This is a genomic window from Xanthomonas campestris pv. badrii (assembly GCF_012848175.1).
Taxonomy (GTDB): domain Bacteria; phylum Pseudomonadota; class Gammaproteobacteria; order Xanthomonadales; family Xanthomonadaceae; genus Xanthomonas; species Xanthomonas campestris_C.
In genome coordinates, this window is record NZ_CP051651.1 from 4,585,717 (window position 1) to 4,608,730 (window position 23,014).

Sequence of the window (23,014 nt, forward strand, 5' to 3'; positions counted from 1 at the left end):
CGTCAGGTCAGGCGGGACGCCAAGCATGAAGGTCGTCCGGCGGCCACCCCAGCCGCTCGGGGACGCGCCGCGCTCCGGTCTGCTGCGGAGTCCGTCATGCGCCTGGTCCGATATCTCCTCCTGCTGATTGTTGTGCTGTCCACCACGGCTTGGGCTGCGCCGACTCAGGCCGAACTGCCTGGCGCCTGGAGCCACGCAGCGCTCTCGCTGGGAGCGTTATCCGCCCAGCATTTGCAGATGCGCCTTGGCTGCGATCCTGCGCAGTGCCCAACTGCAGACCCTGCCAGTGACGGGCTTGCTTCTCAGACAGACAGGACCGCTTGCCTGCCTTTGCAGATGTGTCTGGGTGCACGTGCGCGTGGCAACGGACCCACCTGACGCACCGAATTTGCCACATCAGTCCGCAGTATTTTTGGACAAAGCAACCCGCAGGCTGGCGGCGGTGCGCCCTACATTGCCAGCTACCACACCGATCCGTGCCGCATCGGTCGTCTACCAGACCGGCCCTGGAAGCTGCCACAGTCGAGTAATTGGGCAACACGTCTGGCAGACTCAGTCAATCCAGGACAGTCGCCGCTAAGTCGCCATAAAGGAGGCGGCCTCAAGCGCTGCATATCAACAGGCCAGGGCAGACATCCGTGTCGACAACACGCCAAGCAAGCAACTCTACTCGCCGTCATGAGGGAGGAGCAGGGAACTGCTTTGCATGCATCAAGCTGCACGAGCAGGAGCTGCAACCCTCTGTCTGGCGCAGAGCGCCAGACAGAGGGTGATATCGCAGGCACCCACGCACAGACTCAGCGCGGCGAGATCTTCGGGACATTGCCCACCTGCGGATCGCAGCTGAACATGATTCCCTTGTCGGTGTCTTCCACCACGAACGACAACAAGATCAAGGTTTCGACCAGGTTGTTATTGATGACAAGTGCGCTTCGGCCATCTTTGGCAATCTCGATGGGCTGCTGGATTTGCTCCTTGGAATCCGTGGTCAGCACGGCCCGGATGATGAAATTGTCCCGGACCTCCGGAGCGAAGGTATAGAGCATCTTCAGTGGGCTCTGACCTTTGTACGCAAGGGCCAGATCAGGAGAAAAGCTATAGAAATATTTACTGCCTCCGGTGTTACCGCCAAAGCCGACGTCTGCAACGGTTAGCTCAATAGGAGAGAGTTTGTGCTCGGTCATAACGTGTCAGATTCCTTTGTTTGACAGCGGGGTATAGAGGGAGATGAACTCCGGGTGGCGGTAGCCCGCTTGATACAGCCATCCGAGCTGTTGCGCGACGGTAGCGCGCCGGCCAAGGTGTACCTGGGCGCGAATCCATGGGTCCAGCAATTCCTTGTCGCGACTATTGGCCACGTCCGTGCCCAGCACAAGAAGTGCACGCTGCCAGGCTTGGCGCGCGCTGTCGGGCCGACCCGACATGGCGAGCTGTTCGCCATGCCAGATCAGCGCTTCGGCCAGGGTCGATACGCCCAGCAGGTCACGGGGATTGGCGCGATGCAGCGTCTCCAGCTGCGCGACAATGGCTGCCGCCTCCGGCTCGGCCGTGGCGGTGCCAGCACCGCGCAGGCGGCTGGACTTGAGTGCAATGATGGCAGCTTGCCATTGCCATTCCGGCAATGGCTGCGTTTGCTGCAAGAGCTCACGCATCGCCTGCTGTGCCTGGCTGAGCTGTTGTTGGGCCTTGGCATGCTGTCCATCGAGACCGGCAACCCAACCCACCTGCGCATGGGCATGGGCCAGATCGCGGCGCCATGGCTGGTTTTCCGGTTGCGATGCAACAAGTTTGCCCAGCATATCGACGCTGTCCTGCGCGTCCTGGAGCGCCAGAGTCAGGCGGCCTTGCGCCAGTGCAAGATTCGAGGTGCGCAGCAGCGAGACGGCCAATTGCCGCTGCCATGCAGTTGCGTCTGGTTCGTCGGATACCAAACGGCGCAACATCGCAACCTGGTCGCGGTAACCGCGCTCGGCAGGCGCCAGCAAGCCCTGGTTTTCCTGTGCGGTGCTCAAACCAGACAGGCTGTCGATCAACTGATAGCGCAACGACGTGTCATCCGGCGTGCGCACCATCAGCGCACGCTTGAGCGTGATGTCGCGTTCAAAGAATCCGATCGCGGTCTTGGTATCGCCCCGCGCCACAGCGAGTGTGCCGAGATTGTTAAGCGAGTAAGACAATTCCAGCTGCCAGCGTGCGTCATCGGGCGCATTGCGCACCAGCCACTCGCTGGCTGCCAGATACTGCATCCAATACGTCTGTGCCAGCGAAAATTCGTTGTTGCGATAGGCCATGTTCCCTAGCCAAAACGCGGCCTGCCCTATCTCCAGGCGCACCGCCGGTGCATCGGGCACACGCCGATATGCCTGTTCGGCCGTGGCGGCCGCGCGCTTGAATGCGGCCTGCGCCTCGTTCGACTTGCCCTGATTCATCAACACTTCGCCGGTGGTGCGCAGGGCTCGGGCATGGTTGATCAAATCGCCGAGTTGCATGCTCGCATTCGGCAGCCCCTCCAGATACCGCAGCGAGCGGCTGCCCACGCTGTCGAGCAGCTTGAGGTTGCCCACCGTGCGCAACTGCTCGGCCAGGTCGCCCAGCATGTAGCTCACCAGCTGCTGCGCCTGGTCGCGGCGCTGCTCTGCCACCTGCTGCGCCTGGCGCGCCTGCCAACCCAGCAGCAGCGAGGCGCTGGCCAGCACCACCAGCAAGCCGGCAGCGGCGGCATATAGGCCGCGCCGGCGCTGCTGGGAGCGCTCGCAGGCACGCAGGAACGCCAGTTCCGATGGGTCCAGATCCTGCGGCCTGCGCCGCGCCGCTTCGCGCGCTTCGCTCAGCGGGCGCCCGCTGTTGAGCAGGTGATCGCTGCGCCGGCCTTCGGCTGCCCAGCGCTGCGCGGCCAGTTGCAGCCGCTTGCGCGCCTGCAGCAGGCGGCGGTTTTCGTGGATCCACTCGGCTGCGCGCGGCCATTGCCGCAGCAGCGCTTCGTGCGCCACCACGAAGCCCGGTTCGCCGGCCACCAGCTCGCTGACGAACAGGCGCGCCTGCACGAAGGCATCCACCAGCGTGCGCGCCGCGCTGGCATCGGGCAGCGCCGACCACAGCGCACGCTGCGCGGTCACCGCGTCGCTGTCGGGGTGGATCACGCTCAGCAGTGTCAGGACCTGGCCCAAGGCGGCCTGCGCACCAGCCGGCAATGCGCCGAAGGTGCGTTCGGCGTGATGCGCGAGTGCCCCTTCCAGCCCGCCCAGGGCGCGGTAGGCCGCGAAGGTCAGCAGGCCGTCGTCGCTGCGTTGCGCATGCAGCGCATGCAGCAGGTGTTGCAGCAACGGCAAGGCATCGGGCTGGCGCGCGGTGGCATCGCGCAGCACATCGTCCAGATGGCTGGCGCTGTCGCGCTCCTGCTCGAAGCGCAGCCCCGCCATGGCAGCGGGCACGCGGATGATCTGGCCGATCTCGCCATCGCGCGGCGGCAGCAGGTCCGCATGCCCATCGCCGCGTTTGAGTTCCACGATCTCCGGCACCGCATCGATCAGGCGCGGGTAGAAGTCGCTGCGCGTCAGCATCAGCACCGCCACCTGCGCGCTACCGCACAAGGCCTGCAATGCCGCCGCCAGCGCGGTGCGATCGGCATCGGTGATGCCCGGCGTGGCCACCATCGCCTCGGCATGGTCGATCACCAGCAGCAGATGCCGCTGCGCTGCTGCACCTTCTCGGGGCGGCGCGGCGTGGCGCATCGCTTCGGCAATGGCCGCATGCAGCGGCGCAGGGCGCTGCAACCAGTCCGGCAGCAGCGCCATCTGCGCCGGCGAGAACACCGCGCGCTGGCCCGGCGCCCATTCCCCCAGTGCCCGCGCCAGGGTGCCCAGCATATCGCCGCCACGGCATTGCGCGAGGTTGCAATACGCCACCGCCAGTGCTTCCAGCCCGTCCAGCCCGCCCGGTTGGGTCAGCAGCGGCACCACGCCGGCGCGCAGCAACGAGGTCTTGCCGCAGCCGCTGGCGCCGCTGATCAGCACCAGTCCGCGCTGGCTGTGCAATTGCGCACGCAGTGCTGCCGCCACCTGCGCAATGGCGTGGCTGCGGCCGAAAAACACCTGCGCATGCGCTGGGTCGAATGCCTGCAGGCCCACATACGGGCTGCCGTGGCTCCAGGTCTGCGTGCCCAGTACCGCGCCGCGGTAATCCTCGGGAAACACCACCTTCGGCAGCAGCCGATACCCGCGCTTGCGGATGGTTTCGATAAAGCGCGGCTGCCGGCTGTCGTCGCCCAGCTTGCGGCGCAGCTGGGCGATGGTCTTGTGCACCGGGTTGTCGCCGTAGAAGCTGCCGTGCCAGACCTCGATCAGCAACTGCTCGGCACTGACCACCTCGCCGGCGCGTTCGGCCAGCGCGATCAGCACCTCCATCATGCGCGGCTCCAGCGCGATGGTCTGGCCGTCGTCGATCAGCAGCAGCCGTTCCGGTTCCACCAGCACGGCGCCCAGGCGGAAGCGCGGCACCGAGCCAAGTTGCGTGACACGCTCACTACGAAGGGACATGCACTCGGACACCGGTCGCACAGCTGGAAGGGGCCTTGACGATCGCCAACAGGCGCGGCCAAGCACGGCACGGCAGTGACGGAAACGTAGCATAGCCGGGGCGGGCGGACTTCGATTGCGGTCGTTGTTCGTGATGGCATGGGCCGGCGATGGTGCGGCCAACGGTGCGGTGGTCGATGGCCCTCACGCGTGTCCATACAGCAGCGTGTGTTGCGCATCAGGCTGTTTCGCATGCGCCACACGCTCTAAGATGCCGCCAGCATCTTGCTGACCAGGAGTCCACGTTGATCATCCATCCCAAAGTGCGCGGCTTCATCTGCACCACCACGCATCCGCTCGGTTGCGAGCGCAATGTGCTCGAACAGATCGCCGCCACCCGCGCGCGCGGCGTGCGTACCGACGGCCCGAAGAAGGTGCTGGTGATCGGCGCATCCAGCGGCTACGGCCTGGCCTCGCGCATCACGGCCGCGTTCGGCTTCGGCGCCGACACGCTGGGCGTGTTCTTCGAAAAACCCGGTAGCCCCAGCAAGGCCGGCACCGCCGGCTGGTACAACTCGGCCGCCTTCGACAAGCATGCCAAGGCCGCGGGCCTGTACAGCAAGTCGATCAATGGCGATGCGTTTTCGGATGCGGCGCGCGAGAAGGTGATCGAGCTGATCAAGACCGAGATGGGCGGCCAGGTGGACCTGGTGGTGTATTCGCTGGCCTCGCCGGTGCGCAAGCTGCCGGGCACCGGTGAAGTGAAGCGCTCGGCGCTCAAGCCGATCGGCAACACCTATACCGCCACCGCCATCGACACCAACAAGGACACCATCATCCAGGCCTCGATCGAGCCGGCCAGCGCGCAGGAGATCGAAGACACCATCACCGTGATGGGCGGGCAGGATTGGGAACTGTGGATCGACGCGCTGGACGGCGCCGGCGTGCTTGCCGATGGCGCGCGCAGCGTTGCGTTCAGCTATATCGGCACCGAAATCACCTGGCCGATCTACTGGCATGGCGCGCTCGGCAAGGCCAAGGTGGACCTGGACCACACCGCGCAGCGCTTGAACGCGCGTCTGGCCGCCCGCGGCGGCAGCGCCAACGTGGCGGTACTCAAGTCGGTGGTCACCCAGGCCAGCGCGGCCATCCCGGTGATGCCGCTGTACATCTCCATGGTCTACAAGATCATGAAGGAAAAGGGCTTGCACGAAGGCACCATCGACCAGTTGGACCGCCTGTTCCGCGAGCGCCTGTACCGTGAAGACGGCCAGCCGGCCGAGCTGGACGACGAAAATCGCCTGCGCCTGGACGACTGGGAACTGCGCGACGACGTGCAGGATGCCTGCAAGGCGCTGTGGCCGCAGGTCACTACCGAGAACCTGTTCCAGCTCACCGACTACGCCGGCTACAAGCACGAGTTCCTCAAGCTGTTCGGCTTCGAGCGCAGCGATGTGGATTACGACGCCGATGTGGATCCGGACGTGAGGTTCGATTGCATCGAGTTGGGGTGAATCGGGAATCGGGAATCGCAAGAGCGTGGTGCCCTGATTCTTTGAACTTCCGTGCGCATGGCGCGGCGGACAACAGCCGGCAGTGATGTCGGCTGTTTTTTATGGGGGCGGGCAGTGGTGGTTGGCTCCGTGGCGCGATGCGTTATCGACGCGCGCTGATGCGACGCGCTGCTGCAGTGGTTGCGTTGCGGCGTCCGGAGAGTTGATCGACGAGTCCTGTAACGCCGTCATTTGGTCAAAGCGACGGCTGGCGCAACGTCGAGCGGCCGTCCCCTCATCCGCCCTTCGGGCACCTTCTCCCCATAAAGGGGGACAATGTCCCGACGGGAGAAGGGTCGGTCCCGGTGTCCCCGCAATCTCAAGCGCGGCACGCCGACAGTGTGGGCGCGAACCACGCCGCCGCAACGCCGCCGCTCCCAATCCCTAGCGACAACTCCCTAATCCCGGTGCCCAATGGACAAACTGATCGCCCATCTCGTCCTGGCCGTTCTAGTCAGCATCGTCTGCGCCGTGCTGACGCGCTTTATCCGCGTGCATGGTGCGCTGAAAGCCATCGCCAATCTTGTGCTCACCACCGCGGTGGTGTGCGCTGTGGTGATGCAGGACGGCACGGCGCCGCCCTGGCAGGACGCCCTGCTGATTGCGGTGTTTTTCAGCATCCCGGCCTCGGTGTGCGTGGTCACACTCAGCGCGGCGATCAAGTGGATCACCGGACGCCGCCGGACCCGCAGCCCCGTCTGAAGCGGCTGCGCACCCGCGCAACACCGCAGCACTGCCGTGCAACTACCCCGGCCCGACTCGGGGCCGCAGCGCGATCACAACGCCTCGGCACCCCTAATCTGAGGCCAGCAGCTCCCACGCAACAACGGCCATAAACAAGCGCACACTCGAACAAATCGCTCCATGTGCGCCGCCACACAAACCATCAGAACCCAGAAGACCGCTTTTACGATTCCCGATTCCCGATTCCCGATTCCCGATTCCCCAATCCCGGCTCCTCACCGCCTCACATCAAACCGCGCATCCCCCACACAGGCCTGCACATCGGCCACCGACAGCGGATTGAAGTCGCCGGGAATCGAGTGCTTCAAACAGCCAGCGGCCAGGCCAAAGCGCACCGTGTCCTCCAGCGACCAACCCTCGATCAGGCCGTGCAGCACGCCGGCCGCAAACGCGTCGCCACCGCCGATACGGTCGATGATCGGGGTGAGCTCCTCGCTGGGCGCACGCGCCACCGCGCCGTCGCGCGGGACCAGCATTGCGCCTAGACTGTGGTGGTCCACGTTGTGCGCCACGCGCTGCGTGCAGGCCATCAACTGCAGCTGCCCGAATGCGGCAAACGCCTGCTGCGCGGCCGCTTCCACCCGCGCTTCCAGCGTGTCCTGCGCAAACTCGCCGCCCAGCACCACGCCGATGTCGCGGTAATCGGCAAACACCACATCGGCGCAGTCGAACAGCTGATGCAGGATGCCGCGCGCATCGCCTTGCCAACGCTGCCACAGCTTGGGCCGGTAGTTGCCGTCGAACGACACCTTGACCCCGGCTGCACGCGCCGCGCGGGCGGCGGCCAGGGTGGCCTGCGCCACGTCGGCGCCCAGCGCCGGGCTCACCCCGGACAGGTGCAGCCAGTGCACGCCCTCAAGCAGGGCCGGCCAGTCATAGGCATCGGCAGGCGCCAGCGCAAACGCCGAGTCGGCGCGGTCGTAGACCACTTCGCTGGGGCGGTGGATCGCGCCGGTGGTCAAAAAGTACAAACCCATTCGGCCATCCACCCGCCGCACATGGCGGGTATCGACATCATGGCGGCGCAGTTCGCCCAGCACCGCCGCACCCAGCGGGTTGTCGGCCACCGTGCTCACCATGGCCACCTCGTGGCCAAAGTGCGCCAGCGACACGCCAACGTTGGCTTCTGCACCACCGCAGTGCACGTCCAGTTGCGGCTGCTGCAGCAGCAGGCCATGGCCGGGCGCCCCCAGGCGCAACAACAACTCTCCAAAACACAGGATGCGGGCTCGACTCATGCGGCAGTACCTCGGCTGTGTGGTGCGTCACGGGGTGGGGGAACCGCGGCGCGTTACGATGACCATCGGTGTCATTCTAGCCCTCCCCGGAGACGGTCGGACAGACCCAGGATGCGACGCGGCGTGACGGCTTGCGCCCCATTTAGGCGAAATCCTGACGCATTTCTGCTGCGCTGCAAGATGTTGAACGACGATTCAGCTGGTAACGTCGTTTTGACCAGCGGTGTCATTGCCGCTCACAACCAGACATTCATGTTGTTCATGGACCCTTGGGAGGGGAGGACATGCAATTTCGGACCACCGACCGGAAGACACCGGTTACCTTGCTGGCATTGTCGATCGGCCTGGCGCTGAGCGGCCACGTCGCTGCACAAGAAACCACCCAAGCGCCTGCAGAACCGGCCGTCGACCTGGACACCGTCACGGTGACCGGCTACCGCGCCAGCGTTGAGAAGGCCCTGGACATCAAGCGCGGCGAAGCCGGCGTGGTCGATGCGATTGTCGCCGAGGACATCGGCAAGTTCCCCGACCTCAACCTGGCCGAGTCGCTGCAGCGCATTCCCGGCGTGGTGATCACCCGTGAGGCCGGCGAAGGCCGCGCCATCTCGGTGCGTGGCCTGGGCCCGGAGTTCACCCGCGTGCGCATCAACGGCATGGAAGCGCTCACCACCGTGGGCGCCGGCGACCAGAGCGGCGGCACCAACCGCGGCCGCGGCTTCGATTTCAACGTGTTCGCCTCGGACCTGTTCTCGCAGCTGATCGCGCGCAAGACCGCCTCGGCCGACGTGGAAGAAGGCTCGCTGGGTGCCACCGTCGACCTGCGTACCGCACGTCCGTTCGACTACAACGGCTTCACCTTCGCCGCCAGCGGCCAGGCGGCCTATAACGCGATGGCCGAAAAGGCCAACCCGCGCGTGGCCGGCCTGATCGCCAACACCTGGGCCGACAACACCTTCGGCGCCTTGCTGTCGGTGGCCTACACCGAGCGCGAAGTGCTGGAAGAAGGCGCCAACACCGGCCGCTGGGCCAACGGCACCAGCAACGGCGGCTTCAATGCGGCCTCGCCGTTCGCCGCCGCGCGCTCGGCCGATGTCTACCACCCGCGTTTTCCGCGCTACACCCAGCAGATCCACGACCAGCAGCGCCTGGGCGTGACCGGCGCGCTGCAATGGAAGCCCTCCGACCGCACCACGCTGTCGCTGGACATGCTGTATTCCAAGATCGACGCCAAGCGCGACGAGCACTACATCGAAGCGATCTCCTTCAGCCGCAACCGCGACGGGCTCACCCCGCGCCGTGCGGTGCGCGACGGCAAGCCGGGCACCATCGTGCGCAACGGCGAGATCCGCAACAACGCGCTGGTCTACGGCGAATTCGACAATGTCGACATCCGCACCGAAAACCGCCACGACGAGTGGAACACCGAGTTCAAGCAGATCAGCTTCGACATGGAGCATCGCTTCAACGATGCCTTCAGCGTCAATGCCCGGGTCGGTACCTCGCGCTCGGCGCACGAGAACCCCATCCAGACCACCATCATCATGGACAAGTACGACGTCGACGGGTACAGCTACGACTACCGCGGCAACAACCGCGCGCCGGTGCTGAACTACGGTATCGACCCGACCAATCCCAACGGGTGGGAGCTGGCCGAAATCCGTCTGCGTCCGCAGTCGGTGGACAACGACTTCGACACCGGCCAGATCGACTTCAACTGGAACATCAGCCCCGGCTTCCGCCTCAAGGGCGGCGTGCTGGCTAAGAACTACACCTTCAGCACCGTCGAACTGCGTCGCGCCAACGAACTGGCCGTGCCCACCTTCGCCAACGGCACCACCATCGTGCCGGCAGACCTGACCGAGCAGGCCGGGCTCAAAGGCATCAACGGCAGCCCCAGCGCGTGGGTGGTGCCCAACCTGGATGCGGTGGCCGACCAGTTCGGCATCTACAGCAACAGCGGCACCTTTGCCGTCGCCCCGCGCGTCAACAACAGCCGCAGCGTCGAAGAAAAGGACCGCGGCGTGTGGTTGATGGGCGAGTTCTCCACCGACCTGGGATCCATCCCGCTGTCGGGTAACTTCGGCGTGCGTTATGTGCGCACCGAGCAGGAGTCCACCGGCTATGCGTTGATCAACAACGCACCGGCGCTGACCACCGTCGGCCGCAAATACAACAACACGCTGCCCTCGTTCAACCTGGTGGCCGAGCTGGCGCCGGACCTGCTGCTGCGCCTGGGCGCAGCCAAGGTCATGAGCCGTCCCGGCCTGGGCAGCCTCACCCCGGGCGTCACCGTGGCCGTGGCCGGCGGTTCGCGCACCGTGGCTGGCGGCAACCCGGATCTGGACCCGATCGAAGCCACCAACGTCGACCTCGGCCTGGAGTGGTACTTCAACGAAGGCGCCATGCTCGGCGTCGGCGTGTTCTACAAGGACATCGAAAGCTTCATCCAGACCGCGCGCGAAGTGCGCCCGTACTCCACCAGCGGCCTGCCGGCCGAATTGCTGGCCGGCACCGGTGCCACCGTCAATGACGACTTCGCCTTCAGCATTCCGCTCAATACTCCGGGCGGCGAATTGAAGGGCGTGGAAGCCAACTACACCCAGCCCTTCACCTTCCTGCCGGGCAAGTGGGCCAACCTGGGCGTGCAGCTCAACTACACCTGGGTCGATTCGCAGATCCAGTACCTGGCCAGCAGCGGCGCGCCGGTGATGAAGAACGACCTGCTCGGGCTGTCGCGCTCGTCGTGGAATGCCACGCTGTTTTACGAAGGCGAGTCCTTCGCAGGGCGCGTGTCGGCCACCAACCGCGACGACTACCTGACCCAGGCACCGGGTGCGGAAGCCGGCTTCAACGTCGATGGCGTGCACGGCATGACCGGCACCACCATGATCGACGCCTCGCTGCGCTACAAGATCAGCAAGCAGCTGGAGCTGAGCTTGGAAGGCATCAACCTCACCAACGAAGCCTCCGACGAATGGGTGTCGTCGCCGCGTACCGGCCAGTTGCCGCTGCAGTACGGCGAAACCGGTCGCCAGTTCCTGCTGGGTGCCCGCTACAAGTTCTAAGTGTTGCCCGCCTGCTGCGCATGTGCGCAGCGGGCCCCATTCCAACGCCTGATCGCATTGCCGCCTGCGCCGGAGTTCCGTGCGCGTGCAACGCGGTGGGCGTGATTCAAGCCGCAGACACCGCATCGCGCCACACAACGTCGCGCCGCACGGTGGCGGTGATGTGACGAGTCGACGCCCGTGGCCCGTGGGGAGGCTGCACGCGTCTTTGCAGCCGCGCCATTGGAGTGAGTGCATCATGCAAGTCCGTTCGCGTCGTTCCGCCTCACTGGCGGCCGCTCGCCTGCCCACCGCGCGTCTGTCGGTGGCCATCGTCCTGGCACTGCATGCGGCCAGCGCCGTTGCGCAGACCGCCCCGGCCACGCCAGCCACCGATCCGGTGGATCTGGACCGCGTACAGGTCAAGGCCACCTACCGCGAAAGCCTGCAGCAATCGCTGGATGCCAAGCGTTACAGCGTGGAGCAGGTGGATGCCATCTATGCCGAAGACATCGGCAAGTTTCCCGATCTGAACCTGGCCGAATCGATGCAGCGCATCGCCGGTGTGTCCATCGACCGCGAAGGCGGCGAGGGCAAGCAGATCTCCGTGCGCGGTTTGGGCTCGGACTTCACCCGCGTGCGTATCAACGGGCTGGAGGCGTTGGCCACCACCGGCAGTGGCGGCGACGGCGTCAACCGCAGCCGCGGCTTCGACTTCAATACCTTCGCCTCGGAGCTGTTCAGCCGCGTCACCATCAGCAAGACCCAGTCGGCGCAGATGGACGAAGGTTCATTGGGCGCCACCGTCGACCTGCGCGGCTCGCGCCCGTTCGACTTCGATGGTTTCGAAGCCGCCGCATCCACGCAATACGGCTACAACGATCTCTCGCGCGAGAACGATCCGCGCTTTTCCGGGCTGATCAGCAACATCTGGGCCGATGGCCGCTTCGGTGCCTTGATGTCGGTGTCCTACAGCGAGCGCCATCTGCGCGAAGAAGGCTACAACCCGGTGCGCTGGGAGCACGGCAACTACCGCAACGCCAATCAGAGCACCGCCACCAACAACGGCACCTACGGGTTCTGCTCGCCGGTGGGCTACAACCCGCAGACCCCGCGCAACCCGCTGTCCAACGAAACCCCCGCCGGCGTCGGCTCGCAGGCCAACCAGGACCGCAACAACGGGTGGGGCAGCTACGGCATCAGCGCCACCACCTGCGGCACCGGCATCGCGCGCCCGGCCAATACGCCGGAGAACATCCAGGCCTATGAAACCGCCACCAATGCCTGGATTCCGCGCTATCCCCGCTATACCCGCATCGATCACCAGCTGGAGCGGCTTGGCGTGACCGGCGCGCTGCAGTTCAAGTTCAGCAACGACACCCTGCTCAATCTGGACCTGTTGTATTCCAAGCTGGACAAGGACCAGCGCGAGGACTCGTTCGGCGCCAATCTGCACCGTACCGCCAACTTCGGCGGCAAGACACAGATCGCCGTGCGGCAGGCGCAGGTGGACGCGCAGAACCGCCTCACTTACGGGGTGTTCGACAACGTCGACTTCCGCACCGAATCCGGCAGCATCGAGGAGTCCACCGAGTTCAAGCAGGTCAGCCTGGACCTGCAGCACCGCTTCAACGACCAGGTCCGCCTCAATGCGCTGGTCGGGCATTCCACCTCCGATTACCAGCGCCCGGTGTTCTCGATGGTGAGCCTGGACAACACCAACCTGGACGGCTTCGTGCTCGACCGCCGCGGTGGTGGCGACTACCCCAGCATGACCTTCCCGTTCGATGCCGGCGACACCAACAGCTGGCAGTGGCTGGGCTACGGCGCGGTGCCGGTCAACAGCAATGGCACCGCACGCGGCACCAACATCAGCGAAGTGCGGCTCAACCCGCAATCGGTGGGCAACACCTTCGACACCGCCAAGCTGGATCTGGAATTCAACATCAGCCCCACCTTCACCTTCCGCACCGGCCTGGCCTACAAGGACTACGACATGGACACGTCGGAGTCGCGTCACATCTCCTACGGCCGTCTGGCGCAGGCCTTGCCTGCCGGCGTGGGCGTGGGTGACCTGACCACTACGCTGGATGGCTTCGGTCGCAGCTTGAACGGCACTCTTCCCACCACCTGGGTGGTTCCGGATTTCCAGAAGGTCGCCGACCTGCTCGACATCAACTGCAATTGCGATACCGGCGTGCCCGGCGGCGATTACCGCCTGGCCGATGTCGGCCACTTCGGCTCGTCCAACAACAATTTCGCCGTCAACGAAAAGAGCCTGGGCACCTACCTGCAGCTGGATTTCAACACCGACCTGTGGGGCCGCGCGCTGCGCGGCAACCTGGGCGTGCGCTACGTGCAGACGCAGATCGCTGCCAGCGGCTATGCACCGTGCACGGCCGCTGCTGCCGGCGCCATCTCGCCCAACTGCGAATCGTTCTTCGGCGTGGCCAGCGCCACCGCCAACCCCGGCGAGCGCCTGCTGGTGCCCACTACCGTCAATCACAACTACCGCGATGTGCTGCCGTCGTTGAATCTGTCGTGGGACGTCAGCGATGAGGTGGTACTGCGCTTGGGTGCGGCCAAGACCATGGCGCGGCCCACGCTGGCGTATCTGTCGCCCAGCGTCAGCGGCGGCCCCACCCAGTTCTTCGACGACGGGCGCTTTTTCTCGATCAACCTGGGCAACCCCAAGCTCGACCCGTTCCGCTCCACCAACTACGACCTCAGCGCCGAATGGTATTTCCGCGAAGGCTCGCTGCTGTCGGCGGCAGTGTTCTACAAGGACATCGACAGCTACGTGCAGCGCACCCGCGTGCTCACCACCTGGGAGGCGATGGGCTATTCGCTGGACCTGCTGCCCGCAGGCTTCACCCCGGACACCATCTTCAATGTGCAGAGCTACTTCAATACCCCCGGCGGCCCGCTCAAGGGCTTCGAGCTGACCTACCAGCAGGCCTTCGATTTCCTGCCCGGCTTCTGGCGCAACTTCGGCGTGCAGCTCAACTACACCCAGGTCGATTCCAAGATCAATTACCTGTTCAGTACCGCCGGCAACAGCAATACCAGCATCACCACCACCGCCACCGAACGCGACCTGCTCAATCTCTCGCCGCACTCCTACAACGCCACCGTCTACTACGACGACGGCCGCTTCAGTGCGCGCGTGTCCACCAGCTATCGCGATGGCTACATCAACAACATCCTGGCCCAGGAAGACGTCTACGACCTCGATGGTCGGCGCCTGGTCACGGCCGATGTCACCGGTAAATACAGTGTTGAAAACGTCGATTTCAACATGTCCTACAAGCTCAACGACCACCTGTCGCTGACCTTGGAGGCCATCAACCTGCTCGACACCCCCGACCGCCGCTACGTCGATTCCACGCTGGAACTGCCCGACAAGTACACCGTGACCGGGCGTCAGTACTACATCGGCGCGCGCTACAAGTTCTGACAGGAGCAACGCATGCAACTGCATCGCAGGATCGTGTTACGCAACCTCGCCGCCACCGCACTGCTGGCCGGGCTATCGCTCGGCAGCGGCACCGCGTTGGCCGCCGACCCGGTGTACACCGTGGCCAAGCAGGGCAGCGCCGGCTACCGCACCGTGCAGGCCGCCATCGACGCTGCCGTACAAGGTGGCAAACGCGCGCAGATCAACATCGGCGCCGGTACCTACCAGGAACTGATCGTGGTGCCGTCCAACGCACCGGCGCTCAGGCTCACCGGCGCCGGCCCCACCCAGACCGTCATCACCTACGACAACTACGCCTCGCGCATCAATCCGGCCACCGGCACCGAATACGGCACCTCCGGTTCGTCCAGCGTCATCATCGCCGGCAACGACTTCACCGCCGAACAACTGAGCCTGGGCAACCACGCCGGCCCGGTGGGCCAGGCGGTGGCGGTGCGCGTGGATGGCGACCGCGCCGCGTTCCGCAACGTGCGTTTTCTCGGCTACCAGGACACGCTGTACCTGCGCGGCGCCAAGCTGTCGTACTTCCTGGATTGCTATGTGGAAGGCACCGTGGATTTCGTGTTCGGCGCCGGCACCGCGCTGTTCGAGAACGTGCAGCTGCATTCGCTGGGCGACGGCTATCTCACCGCCGCCTCCACCCCGCAGGAGGCCGCACGCGGCTTTGTGTTCCGCAATGCGCGCGTCACCGCCGCCAGCGGCGTGTCGCGGGTCTTCCTGGGCCGGCCGTGGCGCCCGTATGCCAGCGTCAGCTTCATCGGCAGCCAGCTCGGCGCGCACATCCTGCCCGAAGGCTGGAACAACTGGGGCAATGCCGCTAACGAGGCCACCGCCCGCTACAGCGAGTACCAAAGCAGCGGCGCCGGCGCCAACCCGTCGCGCCGCGTGAAGTGGTCGCGCCAGCTCACCGCTGCCCAGGCCGCAGCACAAGACCGCACCGCCATCCTCGGCAACTGGAAGCCCTTCTGATGATCAAGTTCTCAACCTTCGCGTTGACCGGCGCGCTGCTGCTGGCCCCGCTCTCGGCCATGGCCGACACCATCGCCGACAACATGCTGCTGCTGCAGACCGCCTCCGGCGGCTGGTCAAAGCACTACAAGGGCGTGGCGGTCGACTACACGCGCACCTTCACCGCTGCGGAAATCGCCGAGCTGCAGCAGCCCGGCCGCAAGGACGATGCCACCATCGACAACAAGGCCACCACCTACGAAATCACGTACCTGGCCACTGCCTTCAAGAACGAAAAGAACGCCAAGTACATCGCCGCCGCACGCCGTGGCGTGGACTATCTGCTCAAGGCGCAGTACGCCAACGGCGGCTGGCCGCAGTTCTACCCGGACCTGTCGTCCTACCATCACCAGATCACCTACAACGACGACGCCATGGTGCGCGTGCTCAACCTGTTGCAGGACATCGGCGAGGGCAAGGGCGACACCGGCGCACAGCTGCGTGGCAGCCACGGCGCCAAGTCCACCCAGGCCGTGGCCAAGGGCCTGGAATGCGTGCTCGCCACCCAGGTCAAGATCGGCGGCACCCTCACCATCTGGGGCGCGCAGTATGACGAGGTCACGCTCAAGCCGGACAAGGCGCGCGCGTATGAGCTCGCCTCGCTGGCCTCGGGCGAATCGGTCAGCATCGTGCGCTTTCTGATGCGCCAGCCCAACCCCTCGGCCAAGATCAAGACTGCGGTGCAGGCGGCCGCTGTCTGGTTCGATACCCATCGCATGCGCGATTTGGCCACCAAGAAGATTGACGACCCCACCCAGGAAACCGGCAAGGACGTGATCCTGGTCGCGCAACCGGGTGCCTCCTTGTGGGCACGCTTCTACGACCTGCAGAATCAACGCCCGCTCTATGCCAACCGCGACGGCGTTGCATTGACCGACTACATGAAGGTGCCCAACGAACGCCGCGTCGGTTATGCCTGGCACGGTACCTGGCCGGACAAGTTGTTGAAGGAAGACATCCCGAAGTGGCGTACTGCCAACGGTCTGTGAGGAAACCCCGCCGCGCGGCATCCCCGCGCGGCGATGTCTTTTGAAGTGAGGTAAGCGTGCTGAAGCTTTTGATGGGTGTGGTGTGTCTGATCGCGTTGCCGGCAAGCGCGGCCTCCGTTGCGGCACCGGAACTGCTGTTCCGCGTGTCCGCCGATCGCAGCCTGGACGCGGATGTCGCCCGCGGCGACGGCGTGCCCAACTTCCGCGACAAGATCACGCTGGTGCCCACCGGCAAGCGTGGCAATGCCATCGAATGGACCGACGACGGTGTGCTGTCGTGGAATGCGCCCGGCAACCTCTACACCCAGCGCGGCACGCTTGGCTTCTTCTGGCGCTCACGTTATCCCGTGGGCGAAGCGCCATTCGTGATCTTCCGTGTCGGCTACGCCGACCACACCAGCTGGGACATGGCCTGGCTGCGCATCGACTGGAACGGCCACGGCTTCGATGCCTTCGTCACCGACGCCAACCTCGCGCGCACCCGCGTCTCCTTCAAGCTCGACAAGAACCCCACTGCCAGCGACTGGACCCACATTGCGTTTGCCTGGGACGAAACCCGCGGCGTGCGCCTGTATGTGGACGGCAAGGAGGCCGCCCGCGTGGACTGCGGTGCGCCCTGCGCCAACGGCGGCGCGCTCGACTTCGACGCCGCGCTGGACCAGTTCGGCCTGGCCGGCCGCGTGATGTCGCCGCACCAGGTGCAGAGCCGCTACAACTTTTTGCGCGGCAGCGACTTCGACGAGATCCGCATCTACGACCGCATGCTCGACGGCGCAGGCGCCAGCGCGCTCGCCCGCCTGCAGGAACCCACAAGCGCCGAAGCGCCCACCGGGAACGCGCAACACGCCGCCTTCCTGCACCGCTACGGCTGGGACAACGGCCACGCACCGCCTGCACTCACCGCACCGGTCACCCGTATCCGCAAGGTGGAATTCACCGACGCGCGCGACCTCAAGCAATGGATGTGGAAGGCCACCGACGGCATTGCCGAAACCACCTGGCCCGGCGTGTACAACCGCTCGCGCCTGCCGGGGCGCAACGACTATTTCCAGCTCCCGGACTGGAACACCTACGTCGAAGGCGGCAAGGCGCTGGACCTCACCCTGCCGGATGAGCCCTTCAACCGCATCGAGCTGCGCGGCGCCGCCTACGGCCAGGCCAGCTACACCGCGCCCGCTGCCGCCGGTGCCACCAACGCACAGCCGCAGCCACTGTTCGCACGCGCACAAGGCGTGGTGCGCAGCGTGGACCAGTTCCCCGAGCGCCGCGGCGGCACCCTGCGCTTTGCCAACACCGCGCAGGAAACCCCCATCCAGGAAATCTGGGCCTACAACGTGCAACCGGGGCAGGTTCCCAAAGGCAGCGCGCAACTCAGCTACACCGTGCGCAGCGACATCCAGCCCGACTACGACAACCTCGCCGAACTGCGCGATGTCATCGCCGGCCGCTACCCGCCGGGCGAGCGCCAGACCGTGATCGCGCTGCCCACCAAGGCGCCCGCCCGCAAGCGCCCCAGCGACAAGACCGCAGCAAGCGCGCAGCAGCCCATCGTGCACATCCTGGTGCCATCCAGCCTGGGCAACCCGCCGCCGGACCAGGCGCTGATGCGCAGCTGGTCCTACGGCTGGGAAAACATGCACGACGGCCTGGACGGCATCGCCATCACCTTGCCGGCGCTGAACCTGCCGGCCACCCACAACGGCAGCATCCCGCTCAACATCCGCATCAAGGACCCCATCTGGCCCGCACGCGACATGGTCGACGTCTCGGTCGCCGTCGCCCCCGGCCAGGCCCGCACGCTGTGGCTGGACCTGCGCGACAGAATCCTCAGCAACGACAGCCTGATGCTCAGCATCGCCGCCGCCGCGCCCGGCTTCGATGCCAATGCGCTCGACGGCACCCAGCTGCAGCTGGTGTTCAAGCCGCGCGCCGAGGCCATCAAAGAGCACGTCGCCGACCGCTTCAACCAGGTCAAGGACAACTGGGGCTTTCTGGTGGAAGAACACACCACCTCCAAGCGCCAGCTGCTCTACAAGCGCCTGGACGCCGACATCACCGACCTGCTGCGCGTGGACCCGGACCACGCCCTCGGCCGCGAATACTGGAACGACATCAGCTACGCCAACCAGGGCGAGTTGCCTGTGGACATGCCCACCGTGCCCAAGGGCGTGCCCGCCTGGGCGTTCTGGCAGCTGCAAGACCTCAGCGCCACCCGCCGCTACATCCGCTGGTGGATCGAGCAGCGCCAGGTGGCCTACGGCGATTTCGGCGGCGGCATTTCCGACGATTCGGACCTGGTGCAGCAATGGCCGGGCGTCGCCCTGATGGGCGTAGACCCGGACATGCTCAACGCCTCCATGCTGGCGCTGTCCGATGCCAACTACCGCAACGGCATGTTCACCAACGGCCTGTCCACCATCGAAACCGACGAGCTGCACTCCTACGAGGAGGGCATCAACCTCAACAGCGCCCTGCTGTATCTCAACTGGGGCGACCCACGCACCGTCGAGCGCCTGATGGAAACCGTCAAGGCCTTCGACACCATCATCCAGGTCAACCCGCAAGGCCACCTGCTGTTCGCCAGCAACTGGTTCGGCGGCCGCAAGGTCTACCGCGAGCCCAACTGGCAATGGCAAAAACCGTATTCCTTCCCCATCGTGCACCCGGCGATCCTGCTGGGCGGCTATAACGCCGACCCCAACAGCCGCCGCATCGTCACCGGGTTAGCGGACGGCTATCTCGCCCACGCCTACACCAACGCCAAGGGCAACTGGGCTCTGCCCAACGAGATCAACTGGCAAACCGGCAAAACCCGCGGCGGCGAACTGTTCGAAGGCAGCGGCGGCGCCGACACCTTGCACACCTTCTGGGCCGCCTACCGCTTCACCGGCGAAGGTCGCTATCTCAAGCCGATTAACTACCGCGTCGCCAACAGCGGCCCCAATGGCCTGTCGCTACTCAACGAAAACTTCCTCGATGTCATGGGCAAGCGCAGCGACTGGAGCGGCAAGCTCATCGATGCCGCCAACAAGGACGACGGCAGCGCCCCGGACTTCCCGCACCACGTGGCCTGGGAACAAACCGGCAATCTGGAGTATCTCGCCGCCATTTACCGCAGCGAGGCAAGAGAGAAACTGCAGAACTTCTACATGAACACCGAAGGCCACTGGTGGAGCGACCGCGTGGAATCCCCCACCGTCAACCTGCAACGCGCACGCTTAGGCGGCGTGGCCCTCAAGCGTAATCAAACCTACCCCGGCCACACCGTCAGCTGGCGCTTCAATGATCCGGAGGCTGCTACCCAGGTCGCCATCGCCATCCCCGCACCCCGGCAAGACCGCTTCACCGTCATCGCCTACAACACATCGAATAAAAACCAGCGCGCCAGCATGACCGGCTGGAACGTCGCCCCGGGCCAATGGCGCGTCACCCAAGGCGTGAGCAAAGCCAATGACGGCAAGCTCGACAGCAACGCCAAGACGCAAGAAGTCGCTTTCGAAAAAAGCGCATCCATCGATATCGACTTCCCCGCAGGCCGCACCACCGTCCTGCAGCTCGAACGCATCGCCGCAACCACCCCGGTCGAACTTCGCCCGGACCTGGGTATCGGCCACGGCGATGTGCGTGTGACCGCAGACGCCATCGAAGTGACTGTGCACAGCCTCGGCCACGCCGATGCACCGGCCGGGTTCGCGGTGTTGGAGGATGCGCGTGGGAAGGAGTTGGCACGGGGCGCGTTTCCGGCGCTTGCCGCACCACGCAATCTGCAGCCAATCACCGCCCAGGTACGCCTGCCACTAACCAACGCGGAAGATCTAAAAACCGCGCAGGTGCGTGTGGTGACCGGAAGCAATGCCCCAGAGATTACCGACCTCAACAATAATCTCCCTCTACCCACCCCGGCCAAGCCGGCAACCGTAAAAAACAGCCAATAACCCAAAACACCAACCCCTTCTCCCGCCCGCGGGAAAAGGTGCCCGAAGGGCGGATGAGGGGAAGACCGTCCCTTCTCCCGCACGCGGGAGAAGGTGCCCGGAGGGCGGATGAGGGCAAAGCCGATAAAGCCAACGACCACTCTCGCAAACGCATTGACGCAACCCAAAAACTCGGCGAGGATCAAGTCACGCAGCATGTAACGCAGCCGCAAAGCCACACATTTCTTCAGGGGGAAGAAACAATGTTGAGCAAGGCATGGAGGATCGTGGCAGTGACTGTGGCCGGCCCGGGGATGGGCATAGCACCTGCGTCAGAGGGAGATAGCTGAAAAGCGGTGAGCTTCCGACGCTCGTAGCAATTGACCACGGTCAGAGAGTCGACGGGGATCGTGTTACGCCGCGCTTAGGCGGCCCAATGGTAGTTAGGCCCGCTATGGCAGACGATTATCTCACTGGGGCGACGTACTTGATGCAGGCGGGGGCGTTTCGCTCCTGCATCAGTACACTCATCGACGAGATGGACAAAACGCCCAATGGCATGGCTGCTAAATTTGCTTGCCTTCCTGCGTACTTTTTGGCTTCTCACGACATGGAATTGCTGCTAAAAGCGGCCTTGCTCAAGCGTGGCACTCCCTTGCAGCAACTCAAGGTGCCTGACGTAAGGCACAACTTGGAAAAGCTTGCTGAGCTGCTTTCCGGCCACGTCAATATAAGTGATACAACTTTGCGTCTCATCAGCGCACTTTCCCCGCAGCACAAGCAACATTTCCTTCGTTACGGCGGACCAGCCACGCTACCGCATCCACGATGGCTGCTCGAAGGTCTAGACGAGATCTTGCAGTTGTGTGCGGTCTCTGGCGGCGGGCCTAACAATTCATTCAAGCCGAAGCCGCTTCGCGGCTCGGCTTAATTCTGGTGTTGGGCAGCAGGAACTATGAACCTCGCAACCGAAGTAAATCCTGATCTGTGGGCAGCCGTTCGGCGCAGCTACGAGAGCCAAGCTTGGTCGAATGCAATTCTTGACGCTGTTCATCATTTCAGTGATGTGATTCGCGCTAAGGCAGGCTTGCAAAGCGATGGGACCGCCTTGGCCGGGCAAGCCTTTGGTGGCAAAGAACCTAAGATTCGTCTCAATAGGCTTGCAACAGAGTCTGAGAAGAACGTGCAGGCAGGTGTGGAGCAGATCGCTCGAGGCCTGTATCAGGCCATTCGCAATCCTAGAAGCCACGAGCGCTTCGAGGACAGTCAGCGCGAATGCGACGCTATCATAGTATTCGTCGATTATCTCCTGGGCATGATCGGTCACGCGCGTGCAGCGTTTTCCATCGATAATATTCTGGAGCGAGTCACAGACGAAAACTTCGTAGTAAACAAGCGCTATGCAGAACTGATCCTCGCCGAGATCCCTAAGAGCAAGCGGCTTGATACTCTCGTAACGGCTTTTGAAGGCCGCAACACAAGTGACTCGTTGAAGCAGGTGCACTTCTTCCAAGCGTGCATATCGTCGCTTGAAACCAACGAGAAAGAAAAATTCTTCGAAGTCGTCAGTTCACATTTACAATCTAGCACTGACGAGCGAGAGCTGCGGTCGGTATTTCAGATTTTGGATGTTGCACAGTGGCTATTTATTGCTGAGGCCGATCGCATGCGCTCTGAAAATCGGGTAATCCGCAGCATTGAGGCCGGTCGATATTCGTCCGCCAAGGGACGCTGCGTCGGGGGAGCTCTTGCTACTTGGGCCAAGGAGTTTTTCAAGTATTTCAGTTTGAAGCGCGAGCTACTTTACTCTCTATACGCTGCACTGTCTTCCGGCGTCCGCGAACGAGAAGATTACGTTTTCAAGTTCTTCTTTCGCTATCTGGACGATCTGGCGGATGCACCTCCCGCATATTTTTTGCGGCATATTCGTGAACGTCTTGAGCAGGGGGATGAGCGATACAAAGAAGCTCTCGACGATTATCTAATGTTTGGCTCGGAGTCTTGGGTTACGCCATTCAAGCAGCAGCTTGACGAGTTCAAAGCGAGCGAAACACCGGCGTCCTTCGACTTCGATGATGACGACATACCCTTCTAGCCAGCTGTCCAACAATTCGTCCAAGCCGACGCCGCTTCGTGGCGCGGCTTAACTTTAGAGAAGTAGGGCTAGGTTCACTTATATAGTAAACCCGCTCCCGTTTCCTGAGCTTAACTCCATTTTATTTTTTCTGCGGCTAATGTCTAAAAATCAGCTCAAGCCGAAACCGCTTCGCAGCTCGGCAACTTAGGCGTTAGGCGTTACCTATATATCAGCGGAGCTAAAAAATGCAGTACGAAGTCTACGGGGAGTTCCCGATTTCTAGGAATAGATCGCTCATCTCACGAGCCAAGGAGGACAAGAGCAACTTCTGGGCTGAAGTTGAGGAAGCAGCCTCAGGGTTATCTAATGCATGTGGATGCTATGTATTTGTAATTCGCAAGCGTGCTTGGTATGTCGGTATGGCCGAAAAACAATCTTTCAAACAGGAATGCTTT

At 63.9% G+C, this 23,014-nt stretch carries 12 protein-coding genes; 9 read left to right on the plus strand and 3 right to left on the minus strand.

What is annotated here, in order from left to right; genetic code table 11:
- Positions 1 to 797: 797 nt before the first annotated feature.
- Positions 798 to 1,184, minus strand: a complete 387-nt coding sequence (locus tag HG421_RS19450) for a hypothetical protein (RefSeq protein ID WP_169707782.1) — start codon at positions 1,182 to 1,184, stop codon at positions 798 to 800.
- A 6-nt stretch (positions 1,185 to 1,190) separates the two neighbouring features.
- Entirely contained in the window at positions 1,191 to 4,535 is a 3,345-nt protein-coding gene (locus HG421_RS19455; protein ID WP_169707783.1) for a winged helix-turn-helix domain-containing protein, read from the minus strand.
- A gap of 284 nt (positions 4,536 to 4,819) precedes the next feature.
- On the opposite strand from HG421_RS19455, the gene fabV reads away from it, so the two are divergent.
- Positions 4,820 to 6,028 carry an enoyl-ACP reductase FabV gene (gene fabV / locus HG421_RS19460; protein ID WP_169707784.1) on the plus strand — a complete coding sequence of 403 codons (1,209 nt, stop codon included), beginning with the start codon at positions 4,820 to 4,822 and terminating at the stop codon, positions 6,026 to 6,028.
- 453 nt (positions 6,029 to 6,481) lie between these two features.
- A complete protein-coding gene (locus HG421_RS19465) occupies positions 6,482 to 6,769 on the plus strand; it encodes a hypothetical protein (protein ID WP_169707785.1) in 288 nt (95 codons plus the stop codon).
- Between the two features lie 257 nt (positions 6,770 to 7,026).
- Here HG421_RS19465 and HG421_RS19470 read toward each other — a convergent pair whose 3' ends face one another.
- Positions 7,027 to 8,049: a sugar kinase gene (locus HG421_RS19470; RefSeq protein ID WP_169707786.1), complete on the minus strand. Its 1,023-nt coding sequence runs from the start codon at positions 8,047 to 8,049 to the stop codon at positions 7,027 to 7,029.
- Positions 8,050 to 8,333: 284 nt separating this feature from the next.
- Between HG421_RS19470 and HG421_RS19475 the strand changes: the two genes are divergently transcribed.
- The 7 genes from HG421_RS19475 (at position 8,334) to HG421_RS19505 (ending at position 22,577) form a co-directional block, all read left to right on the plus strand.
- Positions 8,334 to 11,114, plus strand: coding sequence for a TonB-dependent receptor (locus HG421_RS19475; RefSeq protein WP_169707787.1), 2,781 nt, complete (start codon positions 8,334 to 8,336; stop codon positions 11,112 to 11,114).
- A 238-nt stretch (positions 11,115 to 11,352) separates the two neighbouring features.
- On the plus strand, positions 11,353 to 14,550 hold the full coding sequence (locus HG421_RS19480; protein WP_169707788.1) for a TonB-dependent receptor: 3,198 nt from the start codon (positions 11,353 to 11,355) through the stop codon (positions 14,548 to 14,550).
- 12 nt (positions 14,551 to 14,562) lie between these two features.
- Positions 14,563 to 15,540: a pectinesterase family protein gene (locus tag HG421_RS19485; protein ID WP_169707789.1), complete on the plus strand. Its 978-nt coding sequence runs from the start codon at positions 14,563 to 14,565 to the stop codon at positions 15,538 to 15,540.
- Entirely contained in the window at positions 15,540 to 16,568 is a 1,029-nt protein-coding gene (gene pelA / locus HG421_RS19490; RefSeq protein WP_169707790.1) for a pectate lyase, read from the plus strand. Before HG421_RS19485 ends, pelA begins: the two co-directional genes overlap by 1 nt.
- A 71-nt stretch (positions 16,569 to 16,639) precedes the next feature.
- The gene (locus HG421_RS19495) at positions 16,640 to 20,503 is read left to right on the plus strand and encodes a LamG-like jellyroll fold domain-containing protein (RefSeq protein WP_169708273.1); all 3,864 of its coding nucleotides are present in this window, start codon (positions 16,640 to 16,642) and stop codon (positions 20,501 to 20,503) included.
- Between the two features lie 433 nt (positions 20,504 to 20,936).
- Positions 20,937 to 21,413: a hypothetical protein gene (locus HG421_RS19500; RefSeq protein WP_169707791.1), complete on the plus strand. Its 477-nt coding sequence runs from the start codon at positions 20,937 to 20,939 to the stop codon at positions 21,411 to 21,413.
- A 24-nt stretch (positions 21,414 to 21,437) separates the two neighbouring features.
- The gene (locus tag HG421_RS19505) at positions 21,438 to 22,577 is read left to right on the plus strand and encodes a TIGR02391 family protein (RefSeq protein WP_169707792.1); all 1,140 of its coding nucleotides are present in this window, start codon (positions 21,438 to 21,440) and stop codon (positions 22,575 to 22,577) included.
- The last annotated feature ends 437 nt before the right edge of the window (positions 22,578 to 23,014 follow it).

Bases quoted from the DNA above. Each gene is read 5' to 3' on its own strand.
- HG421_RS19470 (WP_169707786.1), bottom strand. From the start codon at position 8,049: ATGAGTCGAGCCCGCATCCTGTGTTTTGGAGAGTTGTTGTTGCGCCTG.
- HG421_RS19475 (WP_169707787.1), top strand. From the start codon at position 8,334: ATGCAATTTCGGACCACCGACCGGAAGACACCGGTTACCTTGCTGGCA.
- pelA (WP_169707790.1), top strand. From the start codon at position 15,540: ATGATCAAGTTCTCAACCTTCGCGTTGACCGGCGCGCTGCTGCTGGCC.
- HG421_RS19505 (WP_169707792.1), top strand. From the start codon at position 21,438: ATGAACCTCGCAACCGAAGTAAATCCTGATCTGTGGGCAGCCGTTCGG.
- HG421_RS19480 (WP_169707788.1), top strand. From the start codon at position 11,353: ATGCAAGTCCGTTCGCGTCGTTCCGCCTCACTGGCGGCCGCTCGCCTG.
- HG421_RS19485 (WP_169707789.1), top strand. From the start codon at position 14,563: ATGCAACTGCATCGCAGGATCGTGTTACGCAACCTCGCCGCCACCGCA.
- HG421_RS19455 (WP_169707783.1), bottom strand. From the start codon at position 4,535: ATGTCCCTTCGTAGTGAGCGTGTCACGCAACTTGGCTCGGTGCCGCGC.
- HG421_RS19495 (WP_169708273.1), top strand. From the start codon at position 16,640: ATGGGTGTGGTGTGTCTGATCGCGTTGCCGGCAAGCGCGGCCTCCGTT.
- HG421_RS19450 (WP_169707782.1), bottom strand. From the start codon at position 1,184: ATGACCGAGCACAAACTCTCTCCTATTGAGCTAACCGTTGCAGACGTC.
- HG421_RS19500 (WP_169707791.1), top strand. From the start codon at position 20,937: ATGGCAGACGATTATCTCACTGGGGCGACGTACTTGATGCAGGCGGGG.
- HG421_RS19465 (WP_169707785.1), top strand. From the start codon at position 6,482: ATGGACAAACTGATCGCCCATCTCGTCCTGGCCGTTCTAGTCAGCATC.